Origin of the sequence: Halomonas sp. HL-93 (genome assembly GCF_900086985.1) — a bacterium.
Classification (GTDB): Bacteria; Pseudomonadota; Gammaproteobacteria; order Pseudomonadales; family Halomonadaceae; genus Vreelandella.
Map to the genome: position 1 here is coordinate 2058795 of NZ_LT593974.1, position 20797 is coordinate 2079591.

Genomic DNA, 20797 nt, shown 5'->3' on the forward strand with positions numbered 1-20797 from the left:
CTACCCCAGCGCCAGTTGTTTTTCTTTCATTTGATGCAGCTGGTCGCGCAAACGGGCGGCTTCCTCGAACTCGAGATTTTGCGCAGCCTCGAACATCGCATCTTCCAACTTGCTGATCGCCGTGAGGAAATCGTGCTTGTTCATGTTGGCCGTATCGTATTCGGCGGCGGCTTCGGCAACCTTGCGATCACTGCCGCGTTTACGGCTGTTTTTCTTGCCGGGCGCCTGAGCGGCTTCCATGATGTCGGTTACCGAGCGGGTAATCGTGGTGGGGGTAATGCCATGGGCGTCATTGTGTGCCTTCTGCTTGTCACGCCGACGCTCGGTTTCGTCCATCGCCCGACGCATGGAATCGGTCACTCGATCGCCATAGAGAATGGCTTTGCCCTGGGCGTTGCGCGCGGCACGGCCGATGGTCTGGATCAAGGAACGCTCGTTACGCAGGAAGCCTTCTTTGTCGGCATCAAGGATAGCGACCAGCGACACCTCAGGGATATCCAGGCCCTCGCGGAGGAGGTTGATCCCCACCAGGACGTCGAACTTGCCCAGACGCAGATCGCGAATGATTTCCACCCGCTCGACGGTATCGATATCCGAGTGCAGATAACGCACGCGAATCCCGTGCTCGTCCAGGTATTCCGTCAGGTCTTCGGCCATTCGCTTGGTCAGCGTGGTTACCAGGACCCGCTCGCCCACCTCGGTGCGCAGGCCGATCTCTGACAACAGGTCGTCGACCTGGGTACTGGCCGGGCGCACCTCCAGTTCAGGGTCCAGCAGCCCCGTCGGCCGCACGACCTGCTCGACGATTTGCCCGGCATGCTCGGCTTCGTAGGGGCCGGGCGTTGCCGAGACAAAAATCGTTTGCGGCGAAATCGCCTCCCACTCTTCAAATTTCATAGGACGATTGTCCAACGCCGACGGCAAGCGAAACCCGTACTCGACAAGCGTTTCTTTGCGCGAGCGGTCGCCTTTGTACATGCCTCCCACCTGGGGCACGCTGACGTGGGATTCATCGATGAACAGCAGCGCATCGTCGGGCAGGTAGTCGAAGAACGTCGGCGGCGGCTCGCCGGGCGCGCGGCCCGATAAATAGCGCGAGTAGTTTTCGATGCCGTTGCAGTACCCAAGCTCGAGCATCATTTCGATATCGTACAGGGTGCGCTGTTCGAGGCGCTGTGCCTCGACAAGCCGCTCATGCTTGCGCAGCCAGTCGAGGCGCTCCTTGAGCTCGGCCTTGATATCATCGATGGCGCCGAGGATGGTCTCGCGGGGCGTCACATAGTGCGACTTGGGGTAGATCGTCATGCGCGGGACCTGGCCCCTTACGTCACCGGTCAGCGGATCAAACAGCCGGATCGAATCGATTTCATCATCGAACAGCTCGACGCGCACCGCCTCTTCTTCAGCGTCCGCCGGAAAAATATCGATCACGTCGCCACGTACCCGGTAAGTACCGCGGCGAAAATCCATATCGTTACGGGTGTACTGAAGTTCCGCGAGCCGGCGCAGAAACGCCCGCTGGTCGATCAGCTCGCCGCGGGTAAAGTGCAGGCGCATCTTCAGGTACTGATCAGGGTCACCCAAGCCGTATATCGCCGACACCGACACGACGATCAGGGCGTCGCGACGCTCCAGCAGCGCCTTGGTGGCGGAAAGGCGCATCTGCTCGATGTGATCGTTGATCGAGGCATCCTTTTCGATAAAGGTGTCCGATGACGGCACATAGGCTTCCGGCTGATAGTAATCGTAGTAGGAAACAAAGTACTCGACGGCGTTGTCGGGAAAAAACGCCTTGAATTCTCCGTACAGCTGGGCGGCCAACGTTTTATTGGGCGCCATGACGATCGTTGGGCGCTGCTGCTGCTCGACGATATTGGCCATGGTAAAGGTTTTGCCGGACCCCGTAACGCCGAGCAATGTTTGGTGGGCAAGCCCCGACTCAAGACCGCCGATCAAACCTTTTATAGCATTGGGCTGATCCCCTGCGGGCTTAAATTTTGACTGCAACCGGAATTCCTTGCTCATCATCGCTCCTGTCGGGGTAAGACGAGCTACTCGGTGCTCGTCGTAATATCCACGGTAGAATGGGTCATCAACCGCTGGATGGGGCAGCGGTGGCTGATATCTTCAAGCCTAGCGCGCTGCTCAGGATCATCAATGCCGTGGAACGTCAATATGACAGCCAACTTGTAGACGCCTTTCCTTTCCTGACTATCATCGCGCTGCACCCTGACGGTAATGCCTTCCAAAGGCCATTGCTTGCGTTTGGCGTACATTTGTACCGTGATCGCCTTGCACGTACCCAACGCAATATCGAAGTAGTCATGGGGGTCCGGGGCACTGCCTTCCCCCCCGACAACGGGCGGCACATCGGCATACATATCCTCCCAACCGTCTACTTCTACGCGCTGGCGGAAAATGCGGTTGCGTTCACTGATCACGGTAATGGGCTTGTGCATCATATTACCTTTATGCCGAGGTTGAGTTTTTCAACGGCCTTGATGAGCGCCTCGCGTTTTACCCGACCGTCTATTTCGGCGCCGTAGCGGCCAACTTCGGCACTGTCCACGCCATCAAGCATCATCAACGCAGTGGTAATCTGGTTGACTTGCTCGGCGGATTTAACACCGTGAAAGGTTAATGATTGCTGTGCCATCGCGCTGGGCTCCCTCATTACGACTGCAGTATATCGCCACAGGCCATCGCCAACCGAAGTGGCTCGCCAAGTGCGCTGGTTTCGCCCTATGCAAAACTGATACAGACAAATGAGTCTAGCATGCAGCATGTACCTTGCAATCGCTGCCTACTGCCCACACGTTAAACATTATTGATTTATATTCTTTATTAGGAGTTGTCATTGTGATCGTTCCCTCATTCGACACTCTCAACAGCGGTGTATGGCTTAACCACCTAGCCGCGTTAGACGTGAAAGGTGTCGACGCTGAGAAATTTCTACAGGGACAAACCAGCACTCAGGTTAGCCTCGCAGACGGCCGATTTGCTCCCCTCACCTGCTTCTGCACCCCGAAAGGGCGCATGCTGGCAAATGCTCAGCTGATGAAAATCGGTGACGCTCACTATCGCCTTTTGCTCAGCGCGTCGCTGCTGGAAACTCTGGCCAGTCACTTAAAAAAATTTGCTGCCTTCTATAAAGCTGAGTTAACCCCACTTCCTGAGCTCTCGCTGATTGGAGCAGGTGAAAATGCTCGCTCGATCGCGCAAGCGCTAGGTTTAACCCTGCCCACCGCGCCTGGGACTCACTTCACCAATGAGCACGCCAGCGTACTTTGTTACCCGGGCGACACGCCGCGCTGGCTATTCTGCCTGGAAGACAACGCCGACATCTCAGCGCTGGATGATGATGCAGGCCGGGCGGCCTGGCAGTTGGCTGACATACGAAGCGGCCTCGCGTGGCTGACCGATGCACAGCAAGACCACTTTTTGCCGCAGATGCTTAACTGGGAAGCACTGGGAGGTATCAGCTTTAAAAAAGGCTGTTACACCGGTCAGGAAGTCGTTGCCCGCGCCCACTTCCGTGGCCAGGTAAAAAAACGCCTGGTGCGCGCCGAGCTGACAAACGCGACTGCGCCAGCAACCGGGGAGACTATCGTCAACGAAACCGACAAGGGCGTTGGCGAAGTCGTCACCAGCGCTTTTAGCGAAACAGGCAATATTGAGCTTCTGACCGTCATGAACACCAAGGTAATGGACGAGGCAATGCCCGTTTATCTTGGGGAAGCACGCTTGACACTACTCGACCTTCCCTACCCTATTGAGCGGCTCGACCCTGAGCAGCTCGCCATGGGCCTGGCTAATTAACCGCAGGTAGGCAAGCGAAACATGCGGGCAGCATTAGCGCTACTAATCGCGGCGACATGCTCGCATGTTTGGCCGCGTAATCCGGCCACTACCTTGCACACGTCGCTCACTCGGCAAGGCTCATTGCGTTGGCCTTGATAGCCGCTCAATGGCATGTCCGGGCTATCCGTTTCCAACACAAAGCTGTCATCGGGCAATGCCTTGATAACGCGTTGCAGCCGTTTTGCCCGCCGATAGGTTGCCGCACCGCCAAGACCCAGCACATAACCGAGATCCACAAATTTTTTGGCCTGTTCGTAAGACCCGGCAAAGGCGTGGATCAGACCAGCTCTGGCAAGCGCGCGTTGGCGAAGCCGTTTGGCGACGGTATCGTTGGCTTTGACACAGTGCACGACGATGGGCAATCCATGTTGCTTGGCCAGCGTTAATTGGGCATCAAAATAATCCCACTGCGCGGCGAGCGTATCGTCAAAGCGACCATCGATTCCGCATTCGCCCACCGCGACGAGTTCGGGATGCTCACTCAATACGCTATCTAATTGGTTGATATCTTGCTCGCGGTGCTCCGCTATGAAGTAGGGATGAAGGCCAGCGCAGACGCTAATATCAGCCCGGCACTGGCCCAATGCCAGCACGCTTTGCCAGCGGGCTCGCGTGGTGCCTGGCACGATAAAATGCTTAACGCCCACGCCTCTTGCGGCTTCGATGACCGCATCGCGGTCTGGATCGAAAGCTGCAAAATCAAGATGGCAGTGGGCATCGATCAGCATGTTCGCCTCGTGATGGCAAGGCGAGCGATTAGTGTTCACGTGTCGGCTGGAAGCGGACCTCAGGCCAACGCTCTTGCGTCATCTGCAGGTTAACCCGGGTCGGCGCAATATAAGTTAAATAGCCACCACCATCGATGGCCAAATTGGCACTTGCCTTACGCTTGAATTCCTCAAGCATCTTGGCGTCCTCGCAATACACCCAGCGCGCCGTCTGAACATTGACGCCTTCATACAGGCAGTCAACCTTGTATTCTTCTTTTAAGCGATGTGCCACCACGTCAAACTGCAGGGTCCCTACCGCGCCAAGAATCAGGTCATTATTGTCAATCGGCATAAAGACCTGGGTGGCCCCCTCTTCCGAAAGTTGCTGCAACCCTTTTTGCAGAGCCTTCATCTTAAGCGGATCTTTTAAACGAACGCGTTTGAAAAGCTCGGGGGCGAAGTGAGGAATCCCAGTGAAGCGCATATCTTCACCGACAGTGAACGTGTCCCCAATCTGGATGGTGCCGTGGTTATGCAAGCCAATAATATCGCCGGGCCAAGCTTCCTCAACCTGGGAGCGGTCGGAGGCCATGAATGTCAGCGCGTCAGCAATTTTGACATCCTTACCGATACGCACATGGCGCATCTTCATGTTCTTATCGTATTTACCCGAGCACACCCGCAGAAACGCGATACGGTCACGGTGATTAGGGTCCATATTGGCCTGGATCTTGAACACAAAGCCGGTGAAGCGTGGATCATCGGCTGGTACATTCCGCACATTGGTTTCCCGGGCTTGAGGCGCTGGGGCATATTCAACAAAGCCATCCAGCATTTCACGTACGCCAAAATTGCCCATCGCGGTCCCAAAATAGACTGGCGTCAATTTACCGCTACGGTAAGCCTCCAGATCAAACTCATGGGAAGCCCCACGCACCAGTTCTACTTCCATACGGAGCTCTTCGGCCTGCTCTTCGCCCAGCACTTCGTCAACATCGGGATTATCCAGCCCCTCGATGCGCTTGTCCTCGGGAATGCGGCTGCCCTGGCCCTGGGTATAGAGATGAACCACATCGTTATAGAGGTGATAAACGCCTCGGAAATGCCGCCCCATGCCGATGGGCCATGTCATTGGCGCACACTGGATATTGAGAACCGTTTCGACTTCATCCATCACCTCGATAGGATCTCGGATATCGCGGTCCATCTTGTTGATAAACGTCAGAATCGGCGTGGTGCGTAGGCGGCATACGTCCATCAGTTTGATGGTCCGGTCCTCAACACCTTTCGCCCCGTCAATCACCATCAGGGCGGAATCCACCGCCGTCAATGTACGGTAGGTGTCTTCAGAGAAATCTTCGTGACCCGGCGTATCCAGCAGGTTGACGATACGCCCGCCATAGGGGAACTGCATCACCGAGGTCGTTACCGAGATGCCCCGCTCCTGCTCCATTTTCATCCAATCTGAGGTGGCATGCCGGTCGTTACGCTTGCTCTTCACCGAGCCGGCTAACTGAATGGCATTGCCAAACAGCAGCATTTTTTCAGTGATGGTCGTTTTCCCGGCATCGGGGTGCGAAATGATAGCAAAGGTTCTTCTAAGCCCGGCTTCTTGGGCTAATTGAGTATCTTTCATCGGGCCTCATCATTAGCGTGGACTCAGCCGAACATATAGATACCAAGTGACAACGGCTGAGCTAAATGGCAATGCCGGGATTGTACCCTTGCAGAGCGCATTGAGCCACAAGGGGCCAGGCAGGCTAACGGGTAGGTAACGAAGCGCAACCGGATACAATGGCATAAAAAAACACCGGGCGAACCGGCGTTTTTTTCAATCACAGCTTTATAACTGCTAGAACACAACCACTCAGGCGAAAGTATTAACCTGAGTGCCTACGCTCCCTTCCTGAGCCAAGTCTGGCTCAGCACCCATATCAGCTGAAGCCATAATTTCACTGACCTGCTGCTCTTGGGTATTAAGCGCATCTTTAAACACTTTCATTTGCGCTTGTTCAGCACTTTGTGCCTGATTCATGGATAGCGACGTGCTTACCGCATTACTAACCGCAACATCCATAGGTTCACCTCATTGTAGTGCGAATGTATGAGCAGCCTAGCAAAGAGTATGAAAACACGCAAAATCAGACCTATTAAAACCGCTCAGCCCTAAAGGGCGCCATATCGATGGCCGGTGTTTTGCCCTCCATCATATCGGCAAGCAAATAGCCCGTCGCCGGTCCCAATGTAAACCCTTGATGACCATGCCCAAAGGCCAACCACAGCCCTTTATGATGCGGGGCGGGCCCAATTACCGGCTTCATATCGGGAAGACATGGACGCGCGCCTTTCCAGGCCGCCTTGTCTCGCCGCTCACCTAACGGGAAGAGCGACCGAGCAACTTTTTCTGCGGCGCCTAATTGTTGCTCGTCCGAGGGCGACTCAAGACGATCCAACTCAGCACCGGTCGTGAGCCGTATGCCAGCATTCATCGGCGCCAGCAAATACCCCACTTCAGCGTCCATCAGCCAGTAACGCAGGCAGGCAGGCGACTGCGTCGAATAGTGCATGTGGTAGCCTCGCTTAACAAAGGTCGGAAAGCGGTAGCCTAATCCTTTCAACCACTCGCCTGCCCAAGGCCCGAGTGCCATTACGACGTCGTCTGCGGCTAGTTCCTCATCGGCGGTAGTAATACGCCATTGGGCTTCGAGCTGCGTTACCGACTGAATATCGCTTTGTACAATCCGACCGCCATTGGCAACAAATGACGCCGCATACGCGGCCACCAGAGCACCAGGATCTGCGACCGTCCAGGGGTCAAGCCAATGAATTGCCCCAATAATGTCATCACTAAGGTCGGCTTGTTTGTCTAGTAAGGCCGGGCGATCTAGCACTTGAAACTGAACATCATAACGTTCACGGGCTTCTTGCGCCTCTTGCGCACGCTTAGCAAGCTTTTCCGGCGTTCGGTAGATTTCCAGCCACCCATTTCGACGCACCAAATGCTCGACGCCGGCCGCTTCAATCATTGGTCCGTGGGTCTTAAGACATAGCTGAATCAGCGATGCATATTCCGGCACAATTTGCTGGTAGCGGCGCGATGATGAGTGATGCCAATAACTTAGTAAGGGCGATGCAGCCTTAAACATCCCACCGGTGCGGTAGCGAATATCGACCCGGCGATTGGGCAGTACGCTTAGGATGGTTTTCATATCGCGAGGAAACGGGTAAGGCTTTATCGCTTCCCGCTGGATAATACCAGCATTACCAAACGATGTTTCCTGCCCTGGCTGGCGTCGATCAACTAACGTGACCTGAATGCCACGCTGCTGTAAGTGCCATGCAATGCTGACACCTACCATGCCTGCTCCTAACACCACCGCGTGACGCGACATTAATAACGCCCTCCATCTGCTGATTACTCGACGCGCAGGCAAGGTCCATCGCGCGCCTCTCTATCTAAAAAAATAGCACTGATAAACAAGCATTAATACAGTGTAAAAAACTGTTTTTAATTGAGAAATCAGGAATTAATGTCGCCAAATCAGCAATAACGCCAACATCATGCATTGCGGCACAGCAATTGCTTAGCCTTATAACTACGCGGGCCATCGCAAAGCGATAAGAGGTTAATTCAGCACTACCTTAATCATCTTTACGTGGCACAGCGCACTAAAAAAGCACGTCAATCGCACCAAAATTTGATGTTAAGCATCGACTACGCGCAGTTTTTTATTAGGGCGCCCCGTCCCACTCACCCAAGCGACCGGTCGCCCAATCAAAGTAATGCCACGCTAGAGCAAGGCAAATAAAACTAAGTAAGTATAATGGGACAACAAACGAGGACAGAGTAAAGCGGAAATGAGCTGCATGAGGAGGTTAATGGGGTGGATGATGGGGATCGAACCCACGACCACCGGAGCCACAATCCGGGGCTCTACCACTGAGCTACACCCACCATAACCTAAAGAAGGGAAATACTACTGCTTGATTTTGCTGCGTTGTCGCTGGGGTGGATGATGGGGATCGAACCCACGACCACCGGAGCCACAATCCGGGGCTCTACCACTGAGCTACACCCACCATTGACAACTGCGGCTTAAAACACATTGAGGCTGATCGCCAGTGTTACAAATGGCGCGCCCAGCAGGATTCGAACCTGCAACCTACGGCTTAGAAGGCCGTTGCTCTATCCGGTTGAGCTATGAGCGCACATGTAATATCTGTAAGCAAAGACATTGATGAGCACTTGACCACAACCACCGCCTGGAAAAGCAAAACTACCTTTCACGTTAGACGTGGTCGGGGTGGAGGGATTCGAACCCCCGACATCCTGCTCCCAAAGCAGGCGCGCTACCAGACTGCGCTACACCCCGATTTTACTAGCCTAAACGCTGCCGCATGGCCCGTCTCAAGCGAGGCATATATTACTGTTTTTAATTTTAAAGTCAACCATCAAGCTAACAACTTACCCAGGCACTTTGCCTAACTGCCCCATCATGCGAAAATTAGCCATGGCTGGCCTTTGGTTAACCCTATTACTTTGTTCGCCTTCAACCTCACAGGGATTTCTTTACATGACCGCCCAACTCATCGATGGCAAAGCTATCGCCGCCAATGTCCGTCAACAGGTTGCTCTAAAGGTAACGGCTCGCCAACAAGCTGGCAAACGAGCACCCGGACTTGCGGTTGTGGTGGTAGGAAACGACCCTGCTTCGCATGTTTATGTAAACAATAAGCACCGTGCCTGTGAGCAGGCAGGCATCCTTTCCTTTCAGCACGCGCTGCCCAGCAACACTTCCCAGCAGGCACTTGAAACCCTGATTGACCAATTTAACGACGACCCCGCCGTAGACGGCATTCTCGTCCAACTGCCACTACCCGACCATCTCGACGCCGAGCCAATTTTAGAGCGTATCCGCCCTGACAAAGATGTGGATGGCTTTCACCCGTTTAACATTGGCCGACTCGCCCAACGCATGCCCGCCCTTCGCCCCTGCACACCAAAAGGCATTATGACGTTGTTTGAGCAGAGCGATATCAAAGTGCGTGGCCTGGATGCCACGGTAGTAGGCGCCTCCAACATTGTCGGACGTCCCATGGCGCTGGAGTTGATGCTCGCCGGCGCAACAACGACGGTATGCCACCGCTTCACACAAGACTTAGCGGCGCACGTTCGACGCGCCGACATTGTCGTGGTCGCCGTTGGCAAACCCGGCATCGTTAAGGGTGAATGGATTAAACCCGGCGCGGTGGTCATTGATGTAGGCATTAACCGCCAAGACGATGGCACATTGAGGGGGGACGTGGATTTTACCGCCGCCGCCGAACGCGCCAGCTTTATTACACCCGTTCCGGGGGGCGTGGGGCCAATGACCGTTGCCACGCTACTTGAAAACACCTTAGCTGCCGCTGAACAACACGATCAATCTGAAAGCTAACGACGGCTAATGGCCATCCCTTTAACGATAGGAAATTAACACAGTGAAGCGTATTGGCATTATCGGCGCCATGGCACAAGAGGTCAGCATCTTAGCGTCACAGCTGGACAATCCAGAGCGTTACGAGCACGCGGGCTTTATTTTCCATCGCGGCACGCGCCACGGCCTGGACATCACTATACTCCAGTCAGGCATCGGCAAGGTAAATGCGGCCGTTGGCACGGCGCTACTTTTAGAGCGACATCAGCCAGACGCGATAATCAACACTGGATCAGCCGGCGGGTTTGCCAGCGATCTGCGTATTGGCGACATCATTATTTCGGACGAAGTACGCCACCACGACGTGGACGCGGTGGTATTCGGCTACGAGATGGGCCAGGTTCCCGGCATGCCAGCGGCGTATCCAGCCGACGCGACATTGCGAGACATCGCCCGTGGAGCTATCAAAACACTGGGCGAGGTTAACGTGCGCGAAGGCTTAATTGCCACTGGCGATGCCTTTATGGCTGACCCTGCCCGAGTGGACGCAACGCGCGCGCTATTTCCCAGCATGTTAGCGGTAGAGATGGAAGCGGCTGCCATCGCCCAGACATGCTACTTGTACCAATGCCCCTTTGTAGTCATTCGCGCCCTATCCGACATTCCCGGCAGCGGTGATAACCACCTATCTTTCGAGCAGTTTCTCGATGTGGCTGCCGACCACTCATCGCGAATGGTCGATCAGATGCTACTTACGTTAAGTGCTAGCTAATTGACCAATCGAGTTTTTCCCCGGCCAGCAACGGGATAATTGCTTCGCCATCGGCATAGGGATAGCTGGCGGGGAGTGTTTGCGAACGCCTGGATAGGGTAATCGTGTCGCCATTAGGCGGCATACCGTAAAAATGCGGCCCATTCAGGCTGGCAAATTTTTCCAACGCAGAAAGCGCCCCCGCCTCTTCAAACGCCGTGGCATACAACTCAATGGCAGTTGATGCCGTGTAAGCACCCGCACAACCACAGCCAGACTCTTTCGCCGTTTGCGCATGCGGTGCGCTATCGGTGCCCAGGAAAAACTTCCCACTGCCGCTGGTCGCTGCTTTTAAAAGCGCCTGGCGGTGCTGTTCGCGTTTGAGAATGGGCAGGCAGTAATAATGTGGCCGTATGCCGCCCACCAGCATTTTATTGCGATTAAACAATAGGTGGTGCGCGGTGATTGTCGCGGCCACCGTATCCGGCGCTTGGGCGACAAACTCAGCGGCTTGCTGGGTAGTAATATGCTCAAACACCACTTTTAGCGTGGGATGACGCGCCAAAAGAGGTGTCAGCACGCGCTCTATAAAAACCGCTTCACGATCAAAAATATCAATATCACTATCGGTGACTTCGCCATGCATCAATAACGGCATGCCCGCCTCGGCAAGCGCCGCAATCGTGGCGTCGCAAAGCGCTAGATCGGTAACGCCTGAGGCGGAATTGGTTGTCGCGCCAGCAGGGTAAAGCTTGACGGCTTTAACAATGCCGCTTTTGACCGCCCGCTCGATTTCTTCCGGGGGAGTGGTATCGGTCAGATAAAGCGTCATGAGAGGCTCAAAGCGACTCCCAGCGGGCAGAGCCGCGAGAATACGCTGACGATAGGCCACGGCCTGTTCCGTCGTAGTGATTGGCGGCGTCAAGTTCGGCATAATGATAGCGCGCCCCATTTGGGCCGCCGTATGGCCCACGACCGCTTTAAGCGCCTCGCCATCACGCAGATGTAGGTGCCAATCGTCTGGCCGAGTCAAAGTAATAGCGTCCACGGAAAATCCTGTACGTAGTCAGTAACGTCGTATGATGCATAGCAAAGTAAAAAATGAGCCATGCAGTGCCCCAACTCCTCAGTATACCGGATACGCCACCAGGTTGAATCGACCAGAAGTCACCCACAGCTAACGTGATCTGGCGTATGATTAATTATCGTTGTTTGGTTAAAGGATACACTTTATGCAGAACGTTCGGCGCTATGCCGATATCATTGCCAGCGCCGAAGGCCTGATATGGCTGGGCCTTGCATGGTCGGTATCGTTTTCTGCGTATTACGGCAGTACAGAAGCGACCCTCGCCATGCTGCTTATCATTGCCACACTGGTATTTTTTAGCTGGGCGCACCGCCCGTTTCGCTGCCTGCTGCGACGCTACCACGTGCGTAAACGGCGTACCGATATGTGGATTCACCTGCTGGCTTTGCCGCTTCTTATCGCGATGTTTTTCCACATTATGATCGAAGGCCTGCTGGGCAGCGCTTGGCTGCCACCTAAAATGCTTATGGTCAATATTGTCGCCACGGCGGGATGGCTAACCTATGTGGTGACGCTATGCATTAAATTTTTAATCCACCGCTTTAAAACCACCGCCAAGTGAGCGACATGCCAACCGAGCTCCCACTGCCGCTATCAACCCCAAACCGAAACTTGGTTCGCTTGACCATTGTGCGAGGCATTACCTGGACGGGGTTTCTAATTGCCATCATTGTGGGCACGAAGTTTCTGGCATTTGAGCTACCCATTCCCGAGGTGTTGAGCGTTGTTCTAGCGATGGGACTGCTCAATATTGCCACATGGTGGCGACTGGGGCGCCCTCGTGCTGTCGAGCATCTAGAATATTTAATGCACTTACTCGCCGACTTGGTGGGTTTGACGCTGCTGTTTTATTTTTCCGGCGGCTCTACCAACCCTTTTATTACCTATTATCTCGTGCCGATTACCATAGCGGCAGCCACCTTACCCTGGCGCCATGCATGGATTATTGCAGGCTGCGCCATGGCGGCGTATAGCTTTCTGATGATTGATTACCATCCCATTCCCCAACTTGGCCATATCAATAGCAGCAGTCCCTTGAGCCTACACATTCTTGGTATGTGGGTGAATTTTGGTATGTCGGCGGGGCTAGTCACTTTTTTCATTTATAAAATGGCCCATGCCCTAAGACGCCGGGACCAAGCGCTTTCTCGCACTCGAGAGGCAGCATTACGCAATGAGCAAGTACTGGCTGTCGCGACTCAAGCCGCAGGTACAGCACATGAATTGGGCACGCCTTTATCGACGATGGCGGTCCTGCTTAAAGACATGCAGGAAGAAGCCAAAGACAACCCGGAACATCAAGAAGATATCGCCTTGCTGCGCCAGCAAGTCGATATTTGTAAATCACGCTTACAGCATCTCGTCAGCCAAGCGGACAGGCGGCGCATGGCGGAGCCAGAAATGCTTGACGCTGAAACGTGGCTCACCGGTGTTGTGCAACGTTGGCTAGTACTCCGACCCGATGTAAGCCATCGACTTGAAATTGCAGAACGTCGTGGGCGGCCCTGGCTGGCGGTCGACGCTACGCTCGACCAAGCACTCACCAACCTGCTCAATAACGCCGCAGATGCCAATCCCGAGGGCGTTGCCATCGGTTTGGATTGGCATTCGGATCGCATCGTGATCGATATTCGTGATCACGGCCCAGGCGTTGCCATGTCAATTGCTGACCAGCTTGGCGATACGTTTATTTCAACTAAAAGCAAAGGCATGGGCATTGGCTTATTTTTAACCCACGCCACCATCAATCGCTTTGGTGGCGGGGTCAGTCTGTATAACCATCCCGAGGGCGGCACGTTAACCGAAGTCACGCTTCCCCGTGCAGGCGCTGCTTAACGCCCTACTGCGTGTTCCGTTAGTTATTTATTGAGGTCATCATGCAAACACAAGACCAACGGCTGCTGATTGTCGACGACGACGAAATGTTTTGTCACGTGCTCAGCCGATCGCTCACCCGGCGAGGCTTTGAAGTCATCGTCGCACATGATGCTGACCAAGCCCTTACGCTGGCGGCTCAACATATGCCCACTATGGCCACACTCGACTTAAAGCTGGAAAACTCCTCGGGACTCAAGCTACTGCCCGAGCTTCTGACGGTGTCTCCAAGTTGCCGTGTGGTCGTGTTGACCGGCTATTCAAGTATTGCGACAGCGGTTGAAGCCATCAAGCTAGGGGCGGTCAACTATTTATGCAAGCCGGTCGACGCTGACGATGTGTTAACTGCGTTCGAACGATCAGACGGTGACCCTAATATTGAGGTTGCTGATAACCCACCCTCGATTAATCGCATTACCTGGGAGCACATTCAAAAGGTATTACAAGAGCACGACGGCAATATTTCCGCCACTGCCAGGGCGCTTGGCATGCACCGCCGCACGCTGCAGCGCAAACTACAAAAACGCCCCGTTCGCCACTAACGGCACGCCGAGATTAACCAGCAGCCGTTTTGAGTTAACACTAATTAATGGGCGGTCCAGCCAAGATCAATGTTCCAACTCGCTCCGGTCACCGCCCCGGCTGCATCGGAGGCCATATAGGCCACAAGCTGCGCCACTTCACTGGGCTCAATAAGGCGTTTTACCGCTGCGTTTTTGAGCATGATATTTTCAATCACTTCTTGCTCGCCCATGCCATGCAACTTCGCTTGGTCAGCAATTTGATTGTCGACCAGTGGCGTTTTCACATAGGCCGGGCAAATCGCATTGGCCGTAATTCCCTGCTCACCGCCTTCTAATGCAGCCGTTTTGGTCAGGCCAATCATGCCGTGCTTAGCACTTATATAGGCTGCCTTGCCTGGCGAGGCCACTTGGGCATGAATGGAGGCAATATTAACAATTCGCCCCCAGCCCTTTTTGCGCATATGCGGCCACGCTGCCTGAGTAAGCAAAAATGGCGCCGTCAGCATCAGGTCGATAATTTGACGCCATTTTGCTTCAGGAAAATCTTCAATGGCCGCGACATGTTGAATCCCTGCATTGTTAACCAGGATATCCACGCCACCAAAGCGTTTCACTGCTTCGGCGACGGCTCCTCGGCAGGCAACCGGATCGGTTAAGTCAGCTTGATAAAACGCAGCACCTGCTGCCTCAGCGACGGCTTTACCATCCGGGTTAAAATCGACCGCTAATACTTGATGGCCTAATTCACAAAACTGCTTTACCACCGCCTCGCCAATACCGCTACTAGTACCGGTTACGAGGGCAATACGAGGGGTAACCGCTGGTGTCGTTGTCATGGCAATTCCTGTTAATCAAATGCATTTAGTGGATGAATTTAGTTTAGTCGATTGCTCACGGCACCACTGCGTCTATACGATAAAAAGCTGCAGATGATAACGTGATTCAATAACCTTTTTAGCGTGGCCCTATTGGATAACATTCGATGGCTGGTTCACAATTGACCATTCTTTATGGGGTTGGCAAAGGAGTTATGCATGTTTGTAGTCATTTTTGGGCGCTTATCCTGCCCGTTTTGCGTTCGCGCCAAGCAGCTCGCTGAGCAACTAGAACAGCTAGGCAATATTGAAGGCTACCGTTACATTGACATGCCTTCTGAAGGTGTCAGCAAAGAGGATATTGCCAAAACCGCTGGCAAACCCATCCATACGGTTCCACAAGTGTTTGTGGATCAGCAACACGTAGGCGGTTTTACCGAGTTTGATCAGTTCGTACGCGACCGCCAGTTACTCAGCGCATCATCTACCGCCTAGACGATCGTTAGTCCGCCGTTTAGCTGCGTTGAACCATCGTATTGCCACTTGCCTATACTTGAATCGATATAAACCCATACCCAAATGGGCCGACACGTTGGCAAGGAAGGCACTATGCACCGCGAGGAGTTCATCCAGCAGTTATGGCTGGATTATATTCATACCCACCCTGATATCGGGGCACTTCGCCTATGGCCCCTTTCCACCCCAGCGGATTACCTCACCCTGGTAACACTTAACGTGGGTAATTTCTCCGCTCAAGCGCTATCGCCAGCGCTTGCTCACATGGGGTATCGCCATACTGGGCATTACGCGATGGCCGATAAAGGACTATTAATTTATTTGCTCGCTCCAGCAGACGGTGGCAGCTGGCTAGTCCTCGCCGAATTGCAGACAGGCACTCTATCCAAGCCCCTGCGCGATGCATTGCTTGATCTCGTCCAGCAAACACACCCGCAAGACGGTAAGGGACAAAACCTGCTATGCCGCGGCCGCCCTTGGCCAATGCCTTCATGGGCGCTTTATCAGCAACTGCACAATGCGCATCCGCTCGCCGCTTGGCTGGCCGTCATGGGGCCCAGGCTGCACCACGCAGGTTTTGATTGCGAACAGCTAGGCAACTCACTTGAAGCGCTTGACGAACAACTTCTACAAAGTGGTTTAACACACATGGACGACCAGCAAAACGGGGTATTCGGCGTTTCTAACCTCCTTGCACATCGCTTTTATCCTGCCACGCCGCAAAAGATAATTTTCAGCCAAGGGGATGAACATCGACTTTGTTTGGGTGGCCTTGCCATTGTTCAAAAGTACCTGGGCAATGACCACGAGCGGGTGGCGGAATTATTGCTGCCTTTACACGCTCGCTGCGAGATGGCGTAACCGAGATTAACCGTTACGCCGCCCGCCGGACAACGCGCCCGTCACACTTCAACAAACGTCATTTCAGGCACGTGGTCCGGCACCACCAGCTTGCCAGCGGTTTTTTCGATAATTTCTTCAACGCTGACACCGGGTGCCCGTTCTTTCAGGATGAAAGTACCGTCTTTGATTTCCAGGTAGGCCAGATCCGTCAAGACGCGGTTAATACAGCCGGCGCCGGTGAGTGGCAGGTTGCACTGCTCAAGCAACTTGGACTCGCCGTGTTTCGAGGCGTGGGTCATGGTACAGATGATATTTTCCGCGCCAGCAACCAAATCCATGGCGCCGCCCATGCCTTTAATTAACTTACCGGGAATCATCCAGGAAGCGATATTGCCGTTTTGGTCCACCTCAAAAGCGCCCAGCACGGTGAGGTCGACGTGACCGCCACGAATCATCGCAAAGGACTCTGCCGACGAAAAGATCGCGGCGCCGGGGCGCGCCGTAACGGTCTGTTTGCCAGCATTGATCATATCGGGATCAACTTCCTCTTCAGTGGGATAACGTCCCATACCCAGCAGACCATTTTCCGACTGCAGCATGACGTCCATGCCGTCGGGAATATAATTAGCGACCAGCGTCGGAATCCCAATACCCAAGTTAACGTAAAAACCGTCTTCAAGTTCGCGTGCCACACGCTGTGCCATTTGTTCACGTGTTAAAGCCATGGTCAGTTCCTCATAGTGAATCGATTAAAAGCCGAAGCAACAACGTTTGTTAAGAGCGTACCGTGCGTTTTTCGATGCGCTTCTCAAACGTGCCCTGGATGATTCGGTCGACATAGATACCCGGGGTATGAATCTGACTGGGTTCTAACTCGCCAGGCTCGACGATCTCTTCAACTTCAACGACGGTAATTCTGCCCGCCGTTGCGACCATGGGATTAAAGTTTTGCGCAGTGTGACGGTACATCACATTGCCGTAGCGGTCGGCCTTCCAGCCCTTAACAATAGCGAAATCGCCGGTAATCGCTTCTTCCAAAATATGCGGACGACCATTGAACTCACGAACTTCTTTGCCTTCACCGATGGGCGTACCGTACCCAGTAGCAGTGTAGAAGGCCGGGATGCCCGCCCCGCCTGCGCGCATTTTTTCCGCTAGTGTCCCTTGGGGCGTCAGGATCACTTCAATTTCATCATTGAGCATTTGCTGCTCAAACAGCGCGTTTTCACCTACATAGGATGCCAGAATCTTGCGTATTTGACGGTCTTCAAGCAACAAGCCAAGCCCAAAACCGTCAACGCCACAGTTATTCGATACAACGGTAAGGTCCTTAACCCCACGTCGCTTTATTTCGGCGATTAAGTTTTCGGGGATACCGCATAGGCCAAAACCGCCGGCTAACACGGTCATACCGCTTTCAATGCCTTCCATCGCTTCTTCATAGGAAGCAACACGCTTATCAAATCCTGCCATTGTTATGCCTCGTCTTATTGTCGGTGATACGCCAATGTCGCTAAGCCCACGATCCGCAAGCTGTGACGGCTAACGCGACGCAGACTTCTGACTTGCAGTGTTGTGCCAGATGATATATTTGTTAAGTTTGTTTTTCTTATCAATTTATTTGTATAACTTATAAAGAGCCTTCCATGACCGTCAAGCAACTCCGCGCCTTTCTGGCTGTTGCCCAGACTCTGAGCTTTACACAGGCCTGTGAACGGCTGCATTTATCGCAGCCTGCCCTGAGTTTAGCCATAAAAGGTCTGGAGGATGCGCTGGGCGGCAAATTATTGCTGCGTAGTACACGCAGCGTCCGTTTAACGCCTGAAGGCGAATCGTTGCTGCCGCTGGCTAAACATTTACTTGCCCAATGGGACAATACCGAAGAGCGTCTGCGGCAACGCTTCACCCTACAGCTGGGTCGGCTAAGCGTGGCGGCGATGCCTGCCTTTGCCTGCAATCTGCTACCCGCCGCACTGGTGCGTTTTCGTCAACAGTACCCCAAAATTAATGTGACCGTGCACGATGTCATCAACGAAGACGTGACCGATATGGTGCGCTCACGCCAAGTGGAAATGGGCATCGCGTTTTCGCCGGAAGGTACCGATAGCCTGTCGTTTACGCCCCTGTTCGAGGATCATTTTGTCGCCGCCGTCCCCCAGGATTCAGCGTTGAACGGTCATGCATCTATAACATGGGAACAGCTGCTTAAAGAGGACTTTATTACCTTGCAGCGTCCGTCGATGGTCCGCCGGTTGCTGGAGCACGCACTTTCCAAACAGCGGATTGACTTGCCGGTCGCATTCGAAAGCCATCAACTCTCTACGGTCGGCCGCATGGTCGGGGCGGGTCTCGGCGTCAGCGGGGTGCCCTCAATGTGTATTCCTCAAATGCAGGCGTTGGGCGCTCGTTGCGTACCCTTAACATCGCCTACCATCGCCTGCCGAGTTGGCATACTGACGCAACAAGAATTATCAGTAGCCGCTCATGCATTGCGCACGGTGTTGCTGGAAACGGTACAAGCACCCTACTTACCTGAGCAAGAGGCTGGGCAGGGTTAGCAATATCCTTTAGCATTCATCAATACGCACGACGATGGTAAGGAAATGCGGTATGCCAATATTGAAAGGAGTGATTAGCGTTACGCTATTAACGCTCAATACGCTGTTCTGGGGAATACCGCTGATTGCGCTTACGCTGGTCAAATTAGTCACCCCTTCTGGTCGCCCTAGGCAAACAGTGCTTCAGGGGCTAAACCGCGTTGCCCTGAATTGGATTGGCGTCAATTTGTGGTGGATGCGCCGTTGGCTCAAGCCTCAGTTGAATGCCTCCCTTCCTAACCATCTGCATCCAGACCAATGGTGGCTGGTCATTTCCAACCACCGCAGCTGGACGGATATTTTCATGTTGTTAATGGTCCTCCATCGACGCATACCCATGCCGCGTTTCTTTGTTAAGCGGCAATTGCTCTGGATACCCGTTGTCGGCCTTGCCTTTTGGGCTCTCGAATTTCCTGTGATGCGCCGTATCACCCGGGAGCAAGTGGCCCAAAACCCGACACTTGCAACGTTGGATCAAAAGGCAACAGAGCGCATGTGTGCCCGCGCTCGACAGACCCCCATTGCAATCTTTAATTTTGTGGAAGGTACTCGCTTCACACCGCACAAGCATGGCCTGCAGCAAAGCCCCTATCGCCACCTGCTTCGCCCCAAAGCCGGCGGTGTCGCCCAGGTGCTCAGATTGTTGGGTGACAAACTCGACGGCATCCTTGACGTCACGTTGAGCTATGCCAACCCCACGCCTACCTTTTGGGGTTTTCTGTGTGGAAAGGAAGCACCTGTCACCTTACAGGCACGTGTCCTTGACGTGCCCCAATGGATGCTAACCGCTGATTATCACGCTGAAACCCAGCACAAGGAAAAATTTCACACATGGATCAACGCACTCTGGCAGGAAAAAGACTGTCAGCTGGATGGTCAGATCGATCACGCCTGAGCCATTGGCTTGGCATGTTCATGTTGGTCAGCGCGATGGCCGGTTGCGCCAGTTCGCCCCCTTCTTCCCAACGAGTCACCGCCCCGGCGGCGGCTCAGATCAGTGGCAGTTGGGTGGAAATCCAGCGCGGTGACACATTGGGCCAGTTAGCCAAACGCGCTAATGTGCCACTAGAGCGCTTACAGCGCTTCAACCCCGGCGTCAAAGCACGTCACTTGGTGGTTGGCCAACGGTTGCTTGTCCCTACTCAGCAGGAGCGTGCTCCAGCGAGCGGCCCATACCGTTATCAAATTCGCCCTGGTGATACCTTTTCGAGCCTAGCTCGCCACTTCGGGACGACTTCATCTCGCTTGCAAGGCGCCAATACCGGCAGCTCGGCGACAGCGCTACGCGTTGGGCAGATGATCAACATCCCTATCGGCTCAAACCCCAGCGCCTCAAGCACCGCGAGTTCGACCCCAGTCAGTGCTAGCCAGCCTGCTAAGCCAACGTCTAGCAAAAACAACTCATCACTCCCCGCCTCAGCCAAAGGCTGGCCCTGGCCGCTGGAAGACTACCGTGTCGTTCGACGCTTTGGTCCCGATAGCCGGGGCACGCTTCAGCCCATGCTGCTAGCAACACAGGCGAATGCAAATGCGCACGCGGTAGCCGCAGGCGAAGTGCGTTTTGCGGGCAGCATGCGGCAACTTGACAAGGTGGTCATTGTCCACCATGCGGATAATCTGCAAAGTGTCTATGCGCTTTGCGAAACAATAACCGTTGAAGAAGGACAGGAGGTATCCGCTGGGGACCCTCTTTGCCAAGTAGGCAAAAGCCGCGCAACCGACCGATATGATTTGTTGTTTGACTTACGTCAGGGAGGGAAACCTATTGACCCGAGGAAAATATTGGAATGACGACACCCCC

22 protein-coding genes and 4 tRNA genes are annotated in these 20797 nt (G+C 54.0%); 11 read left to right on the forward strand and 15 right to left on the reverse strand.

All coding sequences use genetic code 11. The annotated features are described in order from the left end of the window. From uvrB to GA0071314_RS09510, 3 genes are read right to left on the reverse strand one after another with little or no spacing between them, the layout of a single operon-like run. Positions 1–2025, reverse strand: a complete 2025-nt coding sequence (gene uvrB / locus GA0071314_RS09500; protein WP_074396416.1) for an excinuclease ABC subunit UvrB — start codon at positions 2023–2025, stop codon at positions 1–3. Between the two features lie 26 nt (positions 2026–2051). After that, positions 2052–2459, reverse strand: a complete 408-nt coding sequence (locus tag GA0071314_RS09505) for an OsmC family protein (RefSeq protein WP_074396417.1) — start codon at positions 2457–2459, stop codon at positions 2052–2054. Further along, positions 2459–2656, reverse strand: coding sequence for a hypothetical protein (locus tag GA0071314_RS09510; RefSeq protein ID WP_074396418.1), 198 nt, complete (start codon positions 2654–2656; stop codon positions 2459–2461). The genes GA0071314_RS09505 and GA0071314_RS09510 overlap by 1 nt, the downstream gene beginning before the upstream one ends. A gap of 200 nt (positions 2657–2856) precedes the next feature. On the opposite strand from GA0071314_RS09510, the gene ygfZ reads away from it, so the two are divergent. Then, positions 2857–3819, forward strand: coding sequence for a CAF17-like 4Fe-4S cluster assembly/insertion protein YgfZ (ygfZ, locus tag GA0071314_RS09515; protein WP_074398496.1), 963 nt, complete (start codon positions 2857–2859; stop codon positions 3817–3819). Here the strand turns inward: ygfZ and GA0071314_RS09520 are convergent. The 8 genes from GA0071314_RS09520 to GA0071314_RS09555 all read right to left on the reverse strand — a co-directional run bounded on the left by GA0071314_RS09520 (position 3816) and on the right by GA0071314_RS09555 (position 8944). Then, positions 3816–4589 (reverse strand): TatD family hydrolase, encoded by a 774-nt coding sequence (locus tag GA0071314_RS09520; protein WP_074396419.1) that lies wholly within the window; start codon positions 4587–4589, stop codon positions 3816–3818. The genes ygfZ and GA0071314_RS09520 overlap by 4 nt on opposite strands. A 28-nt stretch (positions 4590–4617) precedes the next feature. Then, positions 4618–6207, reverse strand: coding sequence for a peptide chain release factor 3 (locus GA0071314_RS09525; protein WP_074396420.1), 1590 nt, complete (start codon positions 6205–6207; stop codon positions 4618–4620). Positions 6208–6438: 231 nt separating this feature from the next. After that, a complete protein-coding gene (locus tag GA0071314_RS09530) occupies positions 6439–6648 on the reverse strand; it encodes a putative motility protein (protein WP_074396421.1) in 210 nt (69 codons plus the stop codon). A 73-nt stretch (positions 6649–6721) separates the two neighbouring features. Next, the gene (locus tag GA0071314_RS09535; protein WP_074396422.1) at positions 6722–7963 is read right to left on the reverse strand and encodes an NAD(P)/FAD-dependent oxidoreductase; all 1242 of its coding nucleotides are present in this window, start codon (positions 7961–7963) and stop codon (positions 6722–6724) included. Between the two features lie 488 nt (positions 7964–8451). Then, positions 8452–8526 (reverse strand) — tRNA-His (locus tag GA0071314_RS09540). Positions 8527–8576: 50 nt separating this feature from the next. Next, positions 8577–8651 (reverse strand) — tRNA-His (locus tag GA0071314_RS09545). Positions 8652–8703: 52 nt separating this feature from the next. Continuing rightward, positions 8704–8780: transfer RNA gene (locus GA0071314_RS09550), tRNA-Arg, on the reverse strand. A gap of 87 nt (positions 8781–8867) precedes the next feature. Continuing rightward, positions 8868–8944: transfer RNA gene (locus GA0071314_RS09555), tRNA-Pro, on the reverse strand. 201 nt (positions 8945–9145) lie between these two features. Here GA0071314_RS09555 and folD point away from each other — a divergent pair. Together folD and mtnN are read left to right on the forward strand one after the other, a co-directional pair. After that, on the forward strand, positions 9146–10009 hold the full coding sequence (gene folD / locus GA0071314_RS09560; protein ID WP_074396423.1) for a bifunctional methylenetetrahydrofolate dehydrogenase/methenyltetrahydrofolate cyclohydrolase FolD: 864 nt from the start codon (positions 9146–9148) through the stop codon (positions 10007–10009). 43 nt (positions 10010–10052) lie between these two features. Next, positions 10053–10760 carry a 5'-methylthioadenosine/S-adenosylhomocysteine nucleosidase gene (gene mtnN, locus GA0071314_RS09565; protein WP_074396424.1) on the forward strand — a complete coding sequence of 236 codons (708 nt, stop codon included), beginning with the start codon at positions 10053–10055 and terminating at the stop codon, positions 10758–10760. On the opposite strand, the gene pyrC is transcribed toward mtnN, so the two are convergent. After that, positions 10753–11787, reverse strand: coding sequence for a dihydroorotase (pyrC, locus tag GA0071314_RS09570; protein WP_074396425.1), 1035 nt, complete (start codon positions 11785–11787; stop codon positions 10753–10755). The genes mtnN and pyrC overlap by 8 nt on opposite strands. A 184-nt stretch (positions 11788–11971) precedes the next feature. On the opposite strand from pyrC, the gene GA0071314_RS09575 reads away from it, so the two are divergent. Genes GA0071314_RS09575 through GA0071314_RS09585 form a run of 3 tightly spaced genes read left to right on the forward strand, consistent with a single transcriptional unit; the run spans position 11972 to position 14243 of the window. Further along, positions 11972–12388 (forward strand): hypothetical protein, encoded by a 417-nt coding sequence (locus GA0071314_RS09575; protein WP_074396426.1) that lies wholly within the window; start codon positions 11972–11974, stop codon positions 12386–12388. A 5-nt stretch (positions 12389–12393) separates the two neighbouring features. Further along, on the forward strand, positions 12394–13662 hold the full coding sequence (locus GA0071314_RS09580) for an ATP-binding protein (protein ID WP_074396427.1): 1269 nt from the start codon (positions 12394–12396) through the stop codon (positions 13660–13662). Positions 13663–13703: 41 nt separating this feature from the next. Further along, positions 13704–14243: a response regulator transcription factor gene (locus tag GA0071314_RS09585; protein WP_074396428.1), complete on the forward strand. Its 540-nt coding sequence runs from the start codon at positions 13704–13706 to the stop codon at positions 14241–14243. 44 nt (positions 14244–14287) lie between these two features. Here the strand turns inward: GA0071314_RS09585 and GA0071314_RS09590 are convergent, their stop codons facing one another. Further along, complete coding sequence (locus tag GA0071314_RS09590; RefSeq protein ID WP_074396429.1) at positions 14288–15061, reverse strand: 3-hydroxybutyrate dehydrogenase; 774 nt, start codon at positions 15059–15061, stop codon at positions 14288–14290. Between the two features lie 198 nt (positions 15062–15259). Here GA0071314_RS09590 and GA0071314_RS09595 point away from each other — a divergent pair, with 198 nt between their 5' ends. Further along, positions 15260–15535, forward strand: a complete 276-nt coding sequence (locus tag GA0071314_RS09595) for a GrxA family glutaredoxin (RefSeq protein WP_074396430.1) — start codon at positions 15260–15262, stop codon at positions 15533–15535. Positions 15536–15649: 114 nt separating this feature from the next. Then, positions 15650–16417 (forward strand): DUF1338 family protein, encoded by a 768-nt coding sequence (locus GA0071314_RS09600; protein ID WP_074396431.1) that lies wholly within the window; start codon positions 15650–15652, stop codon positions 16415–16417. Positions 16418–16458: 41 nt separating this feature from the next. Here GA0071314_RS09600 and GA0071314_RS09605 read toward each other — a convergent pair whose 3' ends face one another. Both GA0071314_RS09605 and GA0071314_RS09610 read right to left on the reverse strand, forming a co-directional pair. After that, the gene (locus GA0071314_RS09605) at positions 16459–17124 is read right to left on the reverse strand and encodes a CoA transferase subunit B (RefSeq protein ID WP_074396432.1); all 666 of its coding nucleotides are present in this window, start codon (positions 17122–17124) and stop codon (positions 16459–16461) included. A 49-nt stretch (positions 17125–17173) separates the two neighbouring features. Further along, a complete protein-coding gene (locus tag GA0071314_RS09610; protein ID WP_074396433.1) occupies positions 17174–17872 on the reverse strand; it encodes a CoA transferase subunit A in 699 nt (232 codons plus the stop codon). Positions 17873–18045: 173 nt separating this feature from the next. Here GA0071314_RS09610 and GA0071314_RS09615 point away from each other — a divergent pair, with 173 nt between their 5' ends. From GA0071314_RS09615 to GA0071314_RS09625, 3 genes are read left to right on the forward strand one after another with little or no spacing between them, the layout of a single operon-like run. Next, complete coding sequence (locus tag GA0071314_RS09615; RefSeq protein WP_074396434.1) at positions 18046–18957, forward strand: LysR family transcriptional regulator; 912 nt, start codon at positions 18046–18048, stop codon at positions 18955–18957. A gap of 52 nt (positions 18958–19009) precedes the next feature. After that, positions 19010–19891, forward strand: a complete 882-nt coding sequence (locus GA0071314_RS09620) for an acyltransferase (RefSeq protein ID WP_074396435.1) — start codon at positions 19010–19012, stop codon at positions 19889–19891. A 35-nt stretch (positions 19892–19926) separates the two neighbouring features. Further along, on the forward strand, positions 19927–20787 hold the full coding sequence (locus GA0071314_RS09625; protein ID WP_096300883.1) for a LysM peptidoglycan-binding domain-containing protein: 861 nt from the start codon (positions 19927–19929) through the stop codon (positions 20785–20787). Positions 20788–20797: the final 10 nt, after the last annotated feature.

Bases quoted from the DNA above. Each gene is read 5' to 3' on its own strand.
- GA0071314_RS09585 (WP_074396428.1), top strand. From the start codon at position 13,704: ATGCAAACACAAGACCAACGGCTGCTGATTGTCGACGACGACGAAATG.
- GA0071314_RS09620 (WP_074396435.1), top strand. From the start codon at position 19,010: ATGCCAATATTGAAAGGAGTGATTAGCGTTACGCTATTAACGCTCAAT.
- GA0071314_RS09625 (WP_096300883.1), top strand. From the start codon at position 19,927: ATGGCCGGTTGCGCCAGTTCGCCCCCTTCTTCCCAACGAGTCACCGCC.
- GA0071314_RS09605 (WP_074396432.1), bottom strand. From the start codon at position 17,124: ATGGCTTTAACACGTGAACAAATGGCACAGCGTGTGGCACGCGAACTT.
- GA0071314_RS09535 (WP_074396422.1), bottom strand. From the start codon at position 7,963: ATGTCGCGTCACGCGGTGGTGTTAGGAGCAGGCATGGTAGGTGTCAGC.
- GA0071314_RS09505 (WP_074396417.1), bottom strand. From the start codon at position 2,459: ATGCACAAGCCCATTACCGTGATCAGTGAACGCAACCGCATTTTCCGC.
- GA0071314_RS09595 (WP_074396430.1), top strand. From the start codon at position 15,260: ATGTTTGTAGTCATTTTTGGGCGCTTATCCTGCCCGTTTTGCGTTCGC.
- GA0071314_RS09525 (WP_074396420.1), bottom strand. From the start codon at position 6,207: ATGAAAGATACTCAATTAGCCCAAGAAGCCGGGCTTAGAAGAACCTTT.
- GA0071314_RS09510 (WP_074396418.1), bottom strand. From the start codon at position 2,656: ATGGCACAGCAATCATTAACCTTTCACGGTGTTAAATCCGCCGAGCAA.
- GA0071314_RS09530 (WP_074396421.1), bottom strand. From the start codon at position 6,648: ATGGATGTTGCGGTTAGTAATGCGGTAAGCACGTCGCTATCCATGAAT.
- GA0071314_RS09610 (WP_074396433.1), bottom strand. From the start codon at position 17,872: ATGGCAGGATTTGATAAGCGTGTTGCTTCCTATGAAGAAGCGATGGAA.
- uvrB (WP_074396416.1), bottom strand. From the start codon at position 2,025: ATGAGCAAGGAATTCCGGTTGCAGTCAAAATTTAAGCCCGCAGGGGAT.
- GA0071314_RS09615 (WP_074396434.1), top strand. From the start codon at position 18,046: ATGACCGTCAAGCAACTCCGCGCCTTTCTGGCTGTTGCCCAGACTCTG.
- GA0071314_RS09600 (WP_074396431.1), top strand. From the start codon at position 15,650: ATGCACCGCGAGGAGTTCATCCAGCAGTTATGGCTGGATTATATTCAT.
- folD (WP_074396423.1), top strand. From the start codon at position 9,146: ATGACCGCCCAACTCATCGATGGCAAAGCTATCGCCGCCAATGTCCGT.
- GA0071314_RS09590 (WP_074396429.1), bottom strand. From the start codon at position 15,061: ATGACAACGACACCAGCGGTTACCCCTCGTATTGCCCTCGTAACCGGT.
- GA0071314_RS09520 (WP_074396419.1), bottom strand. From the start codon at position 4,589: ATGCTGATCGATGCCCACTGCCATCTTGATTTTGCAGCTTTCGATCCA.
- GA0071314_RS09575 (WP_074396426.1), top strand. From the start codon at position 11,972: ATGCAGAACGTTCGGCGCTATGCCGATATCATTGCCAGCGCCGAAGGC.
- GA0071314_RS09580 (WP_074396427.1), top strand. From the start codon at position 12,394: ATGCCAACCGAGCTCCCACTGCCGCTATCAACCCCAAACCGAAACTTG.